Source organism: Actinoplanes derwentensis (assembly GCF_900104725.1).
Classification (GTDB): domain Bacteria; phylum Actinomycetota; class Actinomycetes; order Mycobacteriales; family Micromonosporaceae; genus Actinoplanes; species Actinoplanes derwentensis.
In genome coordinates this window covers 2,830,234-2,844,294 of the sequence record NZ_LT629758.1, presented here as the reverse complement: position 1 = coordinate 2,844,294, position 14,061 = coordinate 2,830,234, and the positions used below count along the sequence as shown (strand labels likewise).

Annotated in this window: 12 protein-coding genes; 7 read left to right on the top strand and 5 right to left on the bottom strand. The window is 67.8% G+C overall.

The window, feature by feature from the left end; genetic code table 11:
- The first annotated feature begins 7 nt into the window (after window positions 1–7).
- On the top strand, window positions 8–508 hold the full coding sequence (locus tag BLU81_RS12895; protein WP_157751529.1) for a pilus assembly protein: 501 nt from the start codon (window positions 8–10) through the stop codon (window positions 506–508).
- The gene (locus BLU81_RS12890) at window positions 505–936 is read left to right on the top strand and encodes a pilus assembly protein TadG-related protein (protein WP_092544618.1); all 432 of its coding nucleotides are present in this window, start codon (window positions 505–507) and stop codon (window positions 934–936) included. The genes BLU81_RS12895 and BLU81_RS12890 overlap by 4 nt, the downstream gene beginning before the upstream one ends.
- Before the next feature lie 199 nt (window positions 937–1,135).
- Here the strand turns inward: BLU81_RS12890 and aroA are convergent, their stop codons facing one another.
- The 4 genes from aroA to BLU81_RS12870 all read right to left on the bottom strand — a co-directional run bounded on the left by aroA (window position 1,136) and on the right by BLU81_RS12870 (window position 5,701).
- Entirely contained in the window at window positions 1,136–2,374 is a 1,239-nt protein-coding gene (gene aroA, locus BLU81_RS12885; protein WP_092544616.1) for a 3-phosphoshikimate 1-carboxyvinyltransferase, read from the bottom strand.
- A gap of 183 nt (window positions 2,375–2,557) precedes the next feature.
- Window positions 2,558–4,060 (bottom strand): site-specific integrase, encoded by a 1,503-nt coding sequence (locus BLU81_RS12880; RefSeq protein WP_231954472.1) that lies wholly within the window; start codon window positions 4,058–4,060, stop codon window positions 2,558–2,560.
- A gap of 224 nt (window positions 4,061–4,284) precedes the next feature.
- Entirely contained in the window at window positions 4,285–4,602 is a 318-nt protein-coding gene (locus BLU81_RS12875; RefSeq protein WP_092544614.1) for a helix-turn-helix domain-containing protein, read from the bottom strand.
- A gap of 4 nt (window positions 4,603–4,606) precedes the next feature.
- Window positions 4,607–5,701: a tyrosine-type recombinase/integrase gene (locus tag BLU81_RS12870; protein WP_092544612.1), complete on the bottom strand. Its 1,095-nt coding sequence runs from the start codon at window positions 5,699–5,701 to the stop codon at window positions 4,607–4,609.
- Between the two features lie 188 nt (window positions 5,702–5,889).
- On the opposite strand from BLU81_RS12870, the gene BLU81_RS12865 reads away from it, so the two are divergent.
- From BLU81_RS12865 to BLU81_RS12855, 3 genes are read left to right on the top strand one after another with little or no spacing between them, the layout of a single operon-like run.
- Entirely contained in the window at window positions 5,890–8,637 is a 2,748-nt protein-coding gene (locus tag BLU81_RS12865) for a transcriptional regulator (RefSeq protein ID WP_092544610.1), read from the top strand.
- Window positions 8,634–9,332, top strand: a complete 699-nt coding sequence (locus BLU81_RS12860; RefSeq protein ID WP_092544609.1) for a prepilin peptidase — start codon at window positions 8,634–8,636, stop codon at window positions 9,330–9,332. The genes BLU81_RS12865 and BLU81_RS12860 overlap by 4 nt, the downstream gene beginning before the upstream one ends.
- Before the next feature lie 28 nt (window positions 9,333–9,360).
- Window positions 9,361–10,779, top strand: a complete 1,419-nt coding sequence (locus BLU81_RS12855) for a hypothetical protein (RefSeq protein WP_092544607.1) — start codon at window positions 9,361–9,363, stop codon at window positions 10,777–10,779.
- Between the two features lie 194 nt (window positions 10,780–10,973).
- On the opposite strand, the gene BLU81_RS12850 is transcribed toward BLU81_RS12855, so the two are convergent.
- Window positions 10,974–11,891, bottom strand: a complete 918-nt coding sequence (locus BLU81_RS12850) for a hypothetical protein (RefSeq protein ID WP_172890538.1) — start codon at window positions 11,889–11,891, stop codon at window positions 10,974–10,976.
- Here BLU81_RS12850 and BLU81_RS12845 point away from each other — a divergent pair.
- Window positions 11,881–13,098 (top strand): effector-associated domain EAD1-containing protein, encoded by a 1,218-nt coding sequence (locus BLU81_RS12845; RefSeq protein ID WP_231954470.1) that lies wholly within the window; start codon window positions 11,881–11,883, stop codon window positions 13,096–13,098. The genes BLU81_RS12850 and BLU81_RS12845 overlap by 11 nt on opposite strands.
- Complete coding sequence (locus tag BLU81_RS12840; protein WP_092544601.1) at window positions 13,095–14,060, top strand: effector-associated domain EAD1-containing protein; 966 nt, start codon at window positions 13,095–13,097, stop codon at window positions 14,058–14,060. The genes BLU81_RS12845 and BLU81_RS12840 overlap by 4 nt, the downstream gene beginning before the upstream one ends.
- The last annotated feature ends 1 nt before the right edge of the window (window position 14,061 follow it).

Here is a 14,061-nt window from a genome sequence, read left to right as displayed (position 1 = left end):
GACGACCATGTATTCGAACATCGAAGACCCTGGTGCGTGTGCGGGGCAACGATCCGATCGGCGACGCAGGACGGGGATAAGGTCCGGTTCGCTTCGCCGACGGTTCCCGGCCGGCGACCGTGGCTCGATCACGAGCGAACTCGCGGTGTTCGTCGTGCCGTTCCTCATCCTCATGGCGATGTTCATCGTGTTCTGCGGCCGGGCAGCCTCGGTGTCGATCGACGCTCACGCCGTGGCTGCCGCTGCGGCCCGTGCCGCCGCCGACGCTCCGACGGCGGGAGCCGCACGTACGGCCGCCAGCCGGGCCGCCAACGCGATGGCCTTCGGCAGCAAGTTCACCTGTACCGCGACGACCGACACCGGCCAATTCCGGCGGGGCGGGTCCGTCACCGTCCGCGCCGCATGCGTCCTGCCCATGGCGGATCTCGGCATCCCCAGCCTCGGCGGGACCAAGACCGCCCACGCCACCGCGACCGAACCTATCGACATTTACCGGGCGGGGACATGACTTGTACACCAGCACCTACGACCCGCCGTCGCATCCGTGCCGCCGATCGGGGGACGGTCACCGCGTTCACCGTCGTCTGGTTGGCCGCCGCCCTCGTCCTCGCCGGACTCGTCCTGGACGCCGGACTTGCCGTCTCGACGAAGGTCAACGCCCGCGCCGTCGCCAACGCCGCCGCCCGAGCCGGAGCACGGGAACTCGACCTGGCCGCCCTGCGAATCAACGGCGTCATCCGCATCGACCAGAACAAGGCCCGTACCTCCGCCGCAGGCTGGAGCACCCGCGCCGGACTACGCGGCACCGTCACCGTCACCGCGAACACCGTCACGGTCAGCGTGACCACCTCCCAGCCGACGCAACTGCTCGGCCTGATCGGTATCCGCAGCATCCCGGTCCACGCCACGGCGACCGCCGAAGCGATCACCCCCTAAAGCCGTCAGTTCGCGATTACTGAAGTGTTCTCAGGCCAGAACCGAAGTGGAGGTGACCGTGGATAGCCAGATTGAGGGCCTCGGTTCGCAAACTCGCGGCTGGCCACCCCTGCGGTGCGTCGATGTCGAGCTTGAGACGGTCCGGGATCGCGCTGTAGCGGGCTGCTCCTTGTGCGGCATCGGCGTTGAGTTCGTGGTCTTACCGCCAGGCAGTGCGAAGGTCGGTGAGGGCCTGGTGGAAATCGGGGAAGGTCTTTTTCACGCATCCGGGGTCGTCCAGTGTGATGCCGGGGGTGCGCAGGCCGGTGATGCTGAAGGCCATGGCGATGCGGTGGTCGCCGTGGCAGGTGATGTGGGCGGGACGGGGCGGGGATGGTTGGATCTCGATCCAGTCCCGGCCGGTTTCGACGGGAACGCCGAGTGCGCGCAGGTTTTCGGCGCAGGCTTCGAGCCGGTCGCATTCCTTGATGCGGATGTTGTAGACGTCTTCGATGCGGACGGGGCCGTCCGCGAAAGGCGCGATCGCGGCGAGCGTGGGGGCGGTGTCAGAGATGTCACGCATGTTGACCGTGATGCCGCGCAGGTGTCCGCCGGGTGCGCCGGTCACGGTCACGCTGTCGTCGGTCAGCGTGACGTCTGCGCCCATCCGGGCGAGGACGTCGGCGAAGTGCAGATCGCCTTGCAGGCTGCTGGAGCCCAGCCCGGGGATCGTGACGCTGCGGCCGGTGACCGCTGCCGCCGCCAAGAAGTAGCTGGTGGTGGAGGCGTCAGGTTCGATGCGGTAGTCGGCTGCCGTGTATGGCTGTGCCGGAACGGTGAAGGTGTTCTCGTCGCGATGCACCTGCACGCCGAAGCGTTCCATCATCGCCAGGGTGATGTCGACGTACGGTGCCGAGACAAGATCGGTCACCGTAATGGTGAGCCCGTCGTTGGTGAGTGGGCCGACCAGCAGCAGAGCGGTGAGGAACTGGGAGGACAGCCCGGCGTCCAGGGTGATGTGGCCGCCTTTGATTCCGTCGGCGTGGACGGTGAGCGGATGGTGTCCTTCGTTCTGGTGGTGAATGATCGAGACGCCGAGTTCACGCAGCGCGTGGGTGATCGGGCCGAGCGGGCGGCGGCGCATTTGTGCGGACGCGTCGAAGTGGTAGACGCCGTGGCCAGCCGCTGCCAGGGCCGGCAGGAACCTTGCGGTGGTAGCTCCGTCGCGGCAGTAGACCGAAGCCTCCTGGACGCCGGGTCCCTGCGGGCGGCCCTCAATCGTCCATACTCCCGGCTGGCGATCCAGCGTGTAGCCGAGCGTGCTGAGCCCTTCTGCGAATCCCGTCGAGTCGTCCGAGACCAGGGGATCACGCAGCACCGTGGTGCCATGTGCCGCAGCCGCCAGGAACAACGCGCGGGCGGTGATGGATTTCGAGCCCGGGACGTGCGTGATCGTCATGGCGTTGAGCGTAGCGATGCCCGGCCTTCGCTCAGGCGGGACTGTGGCGAGTTCTTGGGCGCGGTGGCGATCCTTGGCGTCGAGCCAGGCGGTGTTGCACGGGTGGTGACGGTCCTCGTCTCATGGGCGGGCGACCGTTCGAACTCAGCGATATCCCGATCAACGGGGAGATTGGCTAGGCAGCTAGCTGGGGTCGGTGTCGGGGTGTCCGAGGACGGCGACGTAGGGCACGGCTCCGTCGACGCTGAGGCCGAACATGTCGCAGATGCGGCGGATGTCGCCGCCGGTGGCCAGGACCTCTTGGACGATGCGATCGGTGCGGATGTTGCGTGGCGAGGTGCCCAGTTTCTTGCCGATCCAGGTGCTGTTCGCGGATTTGACGCCACCGGCGTTGTGGACATGGATGAACAGGTGTGGGTTGGCCGTCTGCGGCCAGCGGCTATTGCGGTAGTCCAGGTAGGACGCGAGCCGCTCACGGACCGGGTCGGCCAGCGGGATGCTGCGCTGGTCGAGGTGCAGGTGACCGTCCTGGATATCGGTGACCTTCAGAGCACGCAGCTGGCCGGAGCGCAGGGCGTGGAAGGCGAGCATGGCTGCCAGCAGGGCGGTGGTGTGGTCCTCGGAGTTGATGGCTTCGCGGATGCCAGCGAGGTCCTCGGGCACGATTTTGCGGTAGAAGTTGGCGCCCAGTGTGATGTGCAGGGTCGGGTCGCGGAAGACGACCTTGTGGGCGCGCAGTGTCTTGAACAGGGCGCGCAGCGCCGACCCGGCACCGAAGCGCTGCGTTCCGGCGGGGGTCTCGGCCAGGGCGGCGAGGACGTCATCGCGGTGGATTTCGCGCAGCGACTCGTAGCCGTCGTGGTGTGCCCAGCGGTGCAGGATCGGCAGGACCGCGTTGAGGCGGTACTGGATGGTGTTGTGCGTGCGTGGGCGGCTTCGCGGTGGTGTGGGGTGGCCGTGCCATTGGATGTCGCGCCACAAGGTGAGCTCGGCGAGCATCGGCTCGGGCACGCCCCGGGTCTTGCCGGCGAACCAGGCCAGCAGTTTGGGTTCGGTGTCGTCCTCGAGCAGATCGTGAGCGTTGAGGAAGTCGCGGATGCGCAGCATCGGCAGGTTGATCCTGTTGAGCTGTTTGAGCTGGCTGACCTTGATTTTGTCGTCGGGGTGCTCCTGGACGGCGAGCAGCCGGTGCAGAGCGCGGCGGGCTCGCTTGGCGACTGGAGGGCTCCAGCCGTAGCGGGTGGCGAAGTCGGCCAGCTCTCGGGACAGGACGTCGACCAGTACCGAGTCGGGTGGTTCGGGGAAGCCGTTGTCGAAGCCCGCGCGGAAGTCGTGCGGCAGGTAGAACAACGGGAGCTGCTTGTTGGCCGGTTGCCAGATCGAGTGTGCTCGCAGCGGGGCGGAGGCTGGCTCGGTGGCGGGCCGCGGTCGTCGGTCGAGGGTGCGGATGGTGACCTGGACTTTGAACATGCCGGCGAAGAAGAGCTGCTGGCCGTGCCTGTTGGCGTCTTCGACGGTGATCCGTTTGTCGTCGTGTCTCAGCATGGCGGCTTGCCGCCAGCACAGGCGGCAGTGCCTGGTGGGGTGGATCGCCACCCGTCGCCGGCAGGTGCCGCAGACGCCGGTCGGGTAGCGCTGGTGCCAGCCGATGCAGCTCCCGCAGAGCCCGTGGTTCTGGCGTGCCACCAGTCCCCAGGCGAGGCAGTCGCGGCAGGTGTCGAGGCGGCGGGGTGCGTCGCGATGGCAGCGTTCGCACAGACCCCCAGAGAAGTAGCGGTCATCGGCACCGCATCGCGAGCACCGTGGTGGGGTGAACGGTCCTCCGGGCAGGCAGGCGTAGCACAGGTCGACTCGGGGCTTGCTCCAGGCGACCCGGTTGCGTCGGCAGCGCGCGCAGCGGCGGGGCGCGCTCATGCCGGCGGCATCGAGCGTCCTCGGCCAAGTCGAGGTGCGACCGCCACCGGCTCGTCCGACTCCATGGCGGACGTGGCAGGCCGGCGTGCCGCCGCCTGTTCCGGCTCGCAGATCAGCAGGTCCGATGGCGTGCATTGCAGGACGAGGCAAATGACGTCGAGGTCGTCGAGGCGGATCGTGGTGGGTTGCCCGGTCCACAACGCCGACATCTTGCCCGCCGAGATCTCCAGCCCTGCTTCGGCGAGTCGGCGGCGCATCTCGTTGGACTTCCAGATGCCGGTCTGCGCGGCGCGCATCCGCAGGTTCCAGCGCATCGCGTCACCGTCCCATTTTCAGGTCAAGCCGGTCGGCGATCCGGGCGTTGGCGGCCGTCCAGGCCTGCTCGATGTGGTCGTCGTGGACGTGGATGTACCGGGTCGTGGTCGACAGCCATTCGTGCCCGAGCAATTCCTGGATCGCCTTCAGATCAAGGCCTCTGGCGTACATCAGCGAGGCGCAGAAGTGGCGCAGCGTGTGCGGTGTCAGGCGACCGGACCATGCGGGAAGCCATCGAGCGACGGCAGCTGCGAGTCCAGACCGCAGCGCATCGACGCCCGCCCTGCTGCACGCGCCGGTCTCTCGGGACCGCCGTTCGCTGGGCAGCATCGGCGCGTCAGGATTCGACCAGTCCTGGCCGAACTGATGGCGCACGTCGCCCAGCCACCAATCGAGGAGCGCATCGATGTCGTTGATCGCGGGAACGATCCTCGTCTTGGGTCCTCGGCCGCGGCTGCCCTTGCCGAAGCGTACGTGCAGTTTGCCGTGACCACCGAGGTCAGGCCGCCAGTCGCGGATGTCCAGGTGCACGGTTTCGGAGATCCGCAAGCCGCCCCGACGCCACAGCGAGGCCGCCAGGTAGTCGCGCGCAGCGGGCAGGAATTTACGAGCGTGCGGCAGGGAGTTACGCCAGTTGTCGAACAGCAACGCCACCTCCTGCTCGGAAGGGGGCACTCGAACCGGCATGTGATAGCCCTTGGCGGGCCGATTGAACTCGTCGACGGGTTGGATGACGACGCGGCCGGTCAACGAATGGATGTCGCCCTGGTATCGGTCGATGACGAATTCGTAGAACCGCGACAGGCACCCGGCTTCCATCTCGATGGTGCTGTGAGCCCAGCCGACGTCTCGCCTCGCCCACGCCAGATAACGATCTCCGTCGTCGGGGGTCGCGGTCCACAGATGATCGCCGAGGTGACTCGCGAACCGGAACACCGCGGCGCGTTCGCGGGCGATGTAGCCATCGGTCAAGCCCGCTCCGACGGCGGCGAGGCAGTACTGGTCGACGAGTTCCTGCTCGAAGTCCTCCAAGACCTGAGCAGAGGGCGCTTGGAACCGTCCCGCCGACCCAATCTTTCGCACCTCTGCCAAGCCCATGACGCGAACTCCGGTTCGCCGAAGGTGTTGGAAGCTCAGGAATATCGAAGAAAGCGGCAGAAAAGCAATATCCGGTCAGGAAAGCCACCCAGGCGAGGGAACCATGTTCCACCTGCAAATAAGGAGTCCCAACGGGTCTCGCCCGAAATCGAACTCACGACAGTTCTGATCTGACGAGGAGACACACGATGCTGTCCTGGCTCGGCCGTGCGGCCATCCGCATCAGCACAGGCAGCCTCCTGACCGCGATCGTCGCCGGAGTCCCTGCCTGGCTCGTGATCGCCGTGGGCTGGCCACTACCGGCCAGGGTGCCCGACCGCGGCAGCCTCACCACGTTCCTGACCGGCGGGGTCACCGACCGTATGGTGGTCAACCTGCTGGCCATCGCGATCTGGCTCGTCTGGATGTTGTTCGCTCAGGCCGTCTGCGCTGAACTGCGCGACACCATTCGTGGCGTCAAAGACCTGCATCTGCGGGCACATCGCAACCCGCTGCGCAGTACGGCATCGATCCTGGTCAGCTCGATGCTGCTCGGCACTGTCCTGACCGCGACGGCGGCCACCGCGAGCCCGCACGCCGCCGCCGGAGCCGCCGTCGCCGCGACGCCGCGCGCCCTGCCAGCCGTCGCGCTGGCGACGGTCAGCGAAGGCCCGGCCACCATCCACGTCGGCAACCAGACGTACGTGTACGTCGTCAAGCGCGCCGACAGCCTGTCCAAGATCTCCGCCGCCTGGCTCGGCGATGCCGACCGGTGGCCGGAGGTCTGCCGGCTGAACAAGCACCGTCACTTCGCCACGGTCGGCGGCACCCTGCGCGACTGCAACCTGATCTTTCCCGGCTGGGACCTGCGGCTGCCCGCCGACGCCAAGCCGCCCAGTTCCGCGAAGACCGGCGGCACCCAACACCCCACGCAACCTCCGGCAGCGGCCCCGACCACGACGGCCAGCCCGTCAGCGTCCGCGCCAACATCAGCGGCACCGAGCAGCGCGCCCGCTACGACAGCCGCCGATCCCAGCTCGCCCGCAGCCACGACGAGCAGCACGGCAGCCCCCTCGTCGGCCGCCGCACCGAGCAGTTCCGCGACCGCTGCGGCCCCGGCCGCGTCGCCCGCGGCGTCCGGCTCCCCGACATCGGCGTCCGTCCCGGCATCCTCGGCCTCGGCGGCGTCAGCTCCGGACACGACGGGTACGGCCGCGTCGCACGACGAGCACGGCGTGCAACTCTCGCCGTCGAGCTGGGTCCCGTGGATCCTCGCCGCCGCGATCAGCGCCGCCACGCTCCTGGTCTGGCGGCAGCGTCGCCGCCGCTACACCGGCGAACCCGACGACGCCCCGCCAACCGAGCTTCCCCCGCCGGTGGTCACGCTGCGCCGCGCGGTCAACCGCAACCCCGAACTGCCGAACCCCGACGACAGTGAAGCCGAGCCGCCGGGCCTGCCAGACCTCGCGCCGTTGCCGCCCGGCGGAACCGGCCTGGTCGGCGACGGCGCGACCGCTGCCGCCCGTGCCGCCCTTGTGGCCGTGCTCGCCTCCGGCGGCCCGCACCACCCGGATGCCCGCGCGGAGGTCATCATCGACGCCGCGACCCTGGCCACCCTGCTCGGCCCGGACGTCGTGACGCTTGGCCACTGGCCGCGCCTGCACCTGGCCGACAACCTCGACGATGCCCTCACCGCCACCGAAGCCCGGCTACTGCACCGCAGCCGCATCCTGGACGAACACACCCTCACCGACCTCGACGAACTCCGCACGGCCGCGCCCGACGAGGAAGCTCTCCCGCCGGTCATGCTCATCACCGAGACTCCGCCCGCCGGCGCCCGCATGCGCGCCAAGGTCGCCCTCGCGCTGGGCGAAGGACTGCACGTCTCAGCGCTGCTGCTCGGCGAATGGGCCCACGGCGCCACCATGAAGGTCGCCTCCGACGGACACACCACGCTCGTCTCCGGGCAGCCCAGCGAACCGATGCCGTCCCGGCTGCCCGTCCTCGAGCCGGGCGCGGCGATCCAAATCCTGACCACGCTGCGCGAAGCCCAGACCGGGGAACCACCCGCCATCACCTCACCGGCGATCCCGGTCACCGTCGTACCGCTGCACGCCAGCCGCACCGAGAACACCCCGACCGACACGACCCCGCCCACCGTCGCCGTCCCGGACTCCACGGAACCGGCCCCCGCAGCGCCCGCGGTCGGAGAAGGGCGGGCGCGGCTGCGGGTCCTCGGCCGACCCCGCATCGAAGACATCACCGCGGAAGGTCGGCCGCTACGAGCCAAAGCCCTCGAACTGGCCGTGTATCTCGCTGTGCATCCCGACGGCGCCGCCACGCGGGAGATCGGCGAGTACCTGGAACCCGATGCCCGCGTTAACCAGGCCGACCAGCGCGTGCACACCAACGCCTCCAACCTGCGGCACGTGCTAGGCCGCGCCGGCATCGCCGAGGCCAAGAACGCGTACGTCATCAAGTCGGCCGGACGCTACCGGCTCGATCCGGCAACCGTGGACGTCGACGTCTGGACGTTGCGGGACCTGATGCGCAAGGCCACCATCGCCTCCGAGCCGCACCGCCGCGGGCTGCTGGCCGCTGCCTGCGATCTGTGCAGCGCGCCCCTGGCCGAGGGCCAGGACTACGAGTGGATCCAGCCGCACCGCGAGACGGTGCGCCGCTGGGGCACCGAAGCGCATCTGATGCTGGCCGACGACCTGCTCGACAACGACCCACAGGCCGCGTCCGACCTGCTCGACAACGCGATCGGGATGGACCGCTACAACGAGGCCCTCTACGTCAAGGCGATGCACGCCCGCCACGCCCTCGCCGACGCCGACGGAATCCGGACCCTGCTGCGCGCCCTCACCAAGGCCCTGGCCGACCTGGATGCCGAACCGCGCGAAGACACCCTCGAACTGGCCAACACGCTGCGCACCAGCCTGGACAGCAAATGACGACCACCACGCCGCGCCGCGCTCGCCTGCTGTTCACGCTCGCGATCACCCCGTTGCTGCGCTGGGCCATCGCCGCGCACAGCGTGCCCGACGACCAGCCCTGGCGCACCGCTTGCACGTGTGGCCGACCGCTGTGGGCCAGCACCGCCGCGCCCACCGGCCGGTGCACCGGGTGCGGGCAGCGTACGCCCTACACCGTTGAAACGGCCACCGTCCTGGCCGCCGTCGCCCTCACCCTGACCGGCCAGAGCGGGTGGACGCTCGCCGCGTACGCGTGGTGGACCGCGACGATGATCGTGCTGGTCTTCGTCGACCTGGCAGCGATGCTGCTCCCGCTGCGAATCAGCATTACCTCCACGGCAGGATTTCTCGGCCTGCTCGCCGTCGCCGGGGACCATCACGCCTGGCGCCGGGCCGCCGTCGCCGCGGTCACGCTCGCCGTGCTCCTCGCGGTCCTGGCCGTCCTCGCACGCGGACAACTCGGCTGGGGTGACGTCACGGTCGCCGTCCCGCTTGCCGCCGCTCTCGGTTGGAACAGCTGGCGCGCCGTGTACGCCGGAATGCTGCTGGGCTTCGGGTCCGCCGCCCTCGCCGCGATCACGCTCCGCAAGATCGGCCGACTGCCGCGCGGCGCGGCCCTGCCCCTCGGCCCGTTCCTGATCGGCGCCGCCCTGACCGTTGTGCTCTGGCCGTGACCGGCGCACACCAGCAGAACCGGATTTCATGGTGAACCTCGACGACCTGCGCACCCTCTACAACGAGAACCACAAGCTCGTAGTCAGCGCCGCCTTCTTGACCGGACTCGGCCTGATCCTGCTCGTCACCCACCGGATCCGCCGGCGGGCCGAGCACCGGTTGACGCTGCTCGTCGCGAACATCCTGACCGTCATCGCGGCGGCCCTGGCAACGATGGTCTCCGCGTCGGGCATGTGGAAGTTCTTCACCGACATCCTCGGCCAATCGCCGCTGCGGATCGTGTTCTTCGCCTATATCGAGGTCGCCCTGTTCGCGTCCGCGCTGCTGGCACGGGCACGGCTACTGCGGGAGCCGGAGAAAGGCACCACCGGCGTCGACGGCGTCGCGGTCTGGGTCTTCGCCGGGCTGACCGCGGGCCTCTCGGCCCTTGACGCCAGCAGCTTCCGGGAACTCTGCCTACGCCTGGCGGCACCGCCCGTCGCCGCCTGGATGTGGGAACGCGCGCTCGCTGCCGAGCGCAGCGTCCGGCTCGGGCGCACCATGTCGAGTATCCACTGGACGGTCACCGTCGAGCGGATCCTCGTCTGGCTGCGGCTGGCCGAGGCCCAGGACCGCGACGTCACCGAGGTAGACCGCGCCCGCCGCCGCGCCCGGCTCGGCCGCGCCCGCCTACGCCTCTACACGCTCCAGAACAAGAAGGCCGCCACCTGGCGGATCCGGCGCGCCCACAACCGGGTCATCCGGCACGCCATGCACGCCGCCGAACACATCGGCCTCGCCGACTTCCCCGGCACTGCCGACGAACGCGAAGCTATGCAGATCTACATGGCCACCCTCTACGGCGTGGTCGACGCCACCTCTCCCGAGGCAGTGGCCCGATTCAACGCTTGGCGGCTGAGCACCAGCAACGCGCCAACGCCAACAGCTTCAACCGGCCTCGGCCCGGCAGCCGTTGCGCCGGGTGGCCCGGAGATGATTGCGACGGCCAAGCCCGCGCGGCAACCAGTGCCGCCCAGCCCCGCCGATCTGCCATCTGAGACCGCTGCTGAAGGCGAGTCACCCCAGCAGCCTCACGACGAATTTCGTCTCGGGCCGGGAGGAGGAGAAGAGATGCAGCGGGATCACAACAGCGCTCGGTGGCCTGGCGAACATCCTGGAGCGGCCGGCCGATCCGAGCCGTGGACCGCCGCGCCGCATGATCCCTATGACGACCCCGACGAGGATCACGACGAACATAGCGGTGACGAGGAAGCCGACCGTTCGGCTGTCGCTGCCATGCGCCGGTTCTGGGACAGCGAGATCGCCCAGGGTCGTGTCCCCACCGGTGCCGAGCTTTCCCGGGCCACCGGAGTTCCGCCCAGCACCGGTCTCGGGCGGCGTAAACGCCGCGAGTGGGAGGTCGATCTTCCCGACCACATCAGGGTCACCGCGACAGCCGGGCGCTGAGACAGCTCTGGCCTGGTGCTCCGCTCGGGCGGAGGCACCAGGCCAGCAAGGGCATTCGCCGTCCGGGCTATCGGTTCTCAGCGACGCTGGTTGCGATGGCGCGGGCACCGCCCATGAGGTGGAAGCCGGATCACCGGAACCGCTTTATAGTCAACCGTCCGTCAGCACCGGCGGCGCGTTCCTATTCACGTTAGTCAACAAGCCTTCACTGGTTTGATTCGGGCCACCTCGGCCACAACGATCACGGCAACGGCACCGTCGTCGGCGCGCCGCACTCGTAGCCGGGCATCAGCACGGGACGTCAGGAACAGGCCGCAAACTACCGAGTCATCGGACAGAGTGATCTGTATCGGCGCTGAGGTGATCGGCCGGGCAGGTCCGAAGACGGCGACTCCGACCGAGGCGGCGAGTAAGACGACTGTCACCAGGGCAGCCTGGATCGCTCGCCTCAGTTGGCTAGCCGCCTCGACGGGCCTGGCTTGGTACACCGCATACCAATTCAACAGTGATGCGTCGTCGTCGACCGCGCGGATGACGGGTAAGCCGTATGCGGCCCGATACGCCCACAAGGTTGCAAACGTCGCGGCCGCGGCCGCTACCGCCAGTAGGCCTCCCGTGACGATCTGCGCCCACGGCTGCAGCGTCCGGATCACGTCGCGGCCGACGGCCGGCAAGATCAGCGCGGTCAGTCCGATTAGCGCGGACACGCCGAGCGTCCAGCGGTCGGCGGCAGCTCTGAGCGCGGTCAATTGCCCAGCCTGGTGGAGGCGCAACGCTTCGGCCGCCTTCACCAGGGACGGCTCGCCCGGCGGCCGTAGAGTCACGGTTCCGTCGTCCGCGAAGACGGCTGTCACTGCCCAGGTCCGCCCACAGCCTTCACCGGCGTCGGCAGGTCGGCCGGGATGTTGCCTCCGGCATTCGCATGTCACGTCGGCCGTGAGAAGGGCCGGGGTCGACTGAACGTTGGTTTCCAGGACTGCCGTCGTCCGTGCCTGGCTGGTGGCTGTGACATCGCCGCATACGGGACACGGGCCGCGCAGGGTCAGTTCGGTGCGGCTGGGAACGGCCTGCCAATCAACAAGTTGCTCTCTGGTTACCGTGATGCGGTCCACCACGTACCTCGTCGGCTTCATCGGGCCATTAAAGCCCGGGTGTGGCCGTTTGTCCGAAGCTCGACAGGGCGAGAGGGGGACCATCGGTACGACTCGTCGTCGTATAGTTGCGGCGTTCGCGGTACCGATCCGAAGGTGGTGGACCATCTCCCGGCCGCTAACCGGACCGCAGCAGCGCCGGTTTTCTGAAGCCCTGCTCAACGCGTACCCCCGCCGCGACGGACTCGAGCAGGTGATGTACTACTACCTCGACCGCCAACTCGGCCACATCGTAGGCAACGTCGGCATGTCCGAGGCTACCTTCACAGTGATCACTGTGGCCCGAGCCGAAGGTTGGCTCGACGAGTTCATCAAGGCTGTCCTCGTGGATCGGTCCGGAAATCCGTTGCTGCGGCAGTGGGCCAGCGACGTGGGGTGGAATACCGAGCCCGTCGAACAGCCGGAAGTTCTTAGCACCCTCGAACGAACGGTTCGGGCCCATGCGCCCGAGCTTGATCCGGCCAGGTGGCGACAACGCCTGGCACGGCAGGAGTCCCGAACCTGCCGGATCGACATGGGCACATCGGCGGGTTACGTGCCGTTCGGGACCGGCTTTCTCATCGGACCCGACCTGTGCCTCACAGCTGGCCATGTCGTCGAGGAGGCGCTCAAAGTCGGCCGCAAGCCTGATGCCTTGCGTCTGCGGTTCGTGAACAACCGGGCATTCGGCCTGCACACCGACTGGCGAGTCGCTCAATCCTCACGCAGCCCTGTCGACGAACTAGCCGACCCTGGCGGCCGGCTCCCTGCACCGAACGAGCTCGACTTCGCCGTGCTACGGGTCGCCGGCAGCCCGGGCACTGAACTCCTGGCGTCGGGTGAGCGGCGTGGGTGGGTCACCAAAATTCGTGAACGCGCCGTTGAACAATACGACGAATTGGTAGTCCTGCAGCACCTCGACGGCGAGCCGCAGTCCCTAGCCTTCGGCGCCGCGATCGATTTCAACGGGAACCACACCCGTCTCCGACACACGGTCAACACCGCGCACGGCTCGTCCGGTGCTCCCTGCTTCGACATCAAACTCGACCTGGTCGCCGTCCACCAAGGAGGGGATCCGGACAGACGCCGTGGCCACCTGCCGACTCACAATCTCGCCGTCCCCGCGCTGATGATTCGCGGAGTTCTATCGCCTGAAATCAATGCGTTTGTGATAGATGCGCATCGATGATTCCGAATCAGCGTCGGCTGCTCCGAGACGCCATCGTCAGTGTCTGCCCGACAGATGACGCGTTGGTCATGTACGTCGACCTCTATCTAGGTAAGAATCTTGACGCGTTCGTCCCGCCGGGCGGTCTGGAGGTACGGGCGTACAAACTGATCAAGGAAGCGGAGAGCCGCGGATGGCTGCACAACCTGGTCCGCACTCTTCTCGCGAGCTACCCCGAAAATGAACTAGTATTCGCCTTTGCCAAGGTCTACCGGCTACGTACCTACAGTGAAGCCGAATTGGCCGTTCCTGCGGGGACGCAACTGTTCGACGACGCATATTTCGACCTCAGTTCGGCAAAGGATCTGATCACTGGTGTCATGTTCAGTAGGCAGCGGGGCCTGCTCGGTCTCAGTATCACCACTGAAGAGGAATCCGTAGCAAAGAGGCTTTGCGCGTGGTTGCCGCATTGCCTCGGCGAATTGCAGCTGAAGGACGATGTGAGCCTGGGTGCAGTCATGACCGACCCCGGCCACAAGGTCAAGCAGGTTTTGCAACACTTACCCGAGCTCGAGGAAACCGGCGTGGTGTGCCGGGTGTTGGTCAAGGACGCGACTGCCGCGGCTGTGGAGGAATTCTGGCAGGGTGTGCAATCGGAGTGCGACACAGTCGGGAACTGGTTCGTGCTGGTGTTCGTGACCGTTTCCGACGACCGGCGCGCCACCGGTGTGCTGGACCTCGGCTGTCCGGCCTTCCGAGTCGCCGATGTGAACAGATGGACAACAGATGTGGCCGCGATGCTCGATTGGCCGCGGGATGTCGCCGTCCCATGGAGCGAGTGGATGCAGCGCAAGGCGAAGTTGTCTGAGGACCAACTCGACCTCCATTTGACCTATGGAGCGTTCAACCGCAGCACGCAGGGCGTACGCCAACATCGCAACGATCCTAATGGGTTCCTTGCCTGGCTAAGAGAGAAGGCTTGAA

Excerpts from the sequence above, each read along its gene's own strand:
- BLU81_RS12895 (WP_157751529.1), top strand. The coding sequence starts at position 8 with ATGTATTCGAACATCGAAGACCCTGGTGCGTGTGCGGGGCAACGATCC.
- BLU81_RS12890 (WP_092544618.1), top strand. The coding sequence starts at position 505 with ATGACTTGTACACCAGCACCTACGACCCGCCGTCGCATCCGTGCCGCC.
- aroA (WP_092544616.1), bottom strand. The coding sequence starts at position 2,374 with ATGACGATCACGCACGTCCCGGGCTCGAAATCCATCACCGCCCGCGCG.
- BLU81_RS12875 (WP_092544614.1), bottom strand. The coding sequence starts at position 4,602 with ATGCGCTGGAACCTGCGGATGCGCGCCGCGCAGACCGGCATCTGGAAG.
- BLU81_RS12870 (WP_092544612.1), bottom strand. The coding sequence starts at position 5,701 with ATGGGCTTGGCAGAGGTGCGAAAGATTGGGTCGGCGGGACGGTTCCAA.
- BLU81_RS12865 (WP_092544610.1), top strand. The coding sequence starts at position 5,890 with ATGCTGTCCTGGCTCGGCCGTGCGGCCATCCGCATCAGCACAGGCAGC.
- BLU81_RS12860 (WP_092544609.1), top strand. The coding sequence starts at position 8,634 with ATGACGACCACCACGCCGCGCCGCGCTCGCCTGCTGTTCACGCTCGCG.
- BLU81_RS12855 (WP_092544607.1), top strand. The coding sequence starts at position 9,361 with ATGGTGAACCTCGACGACCTGCGCACCCTCTACAACGAGAACCACAAG.
- BLU81_RS12845 (WP_231954470.1), top strand. The coding sequence starts at position 11,881 with ATGCGGTCCACCACGTACCTCGTCGGCTTCATCGGGCCATTAAAGCCC.
- BLU81_RS12840 (WP_092544601.1), top strand. The coding sequence starts at position 13,095 with ATGATTCCGAATCAGCGTCGGCTGCTCCGAGACGCCATCGTCAGTGTC.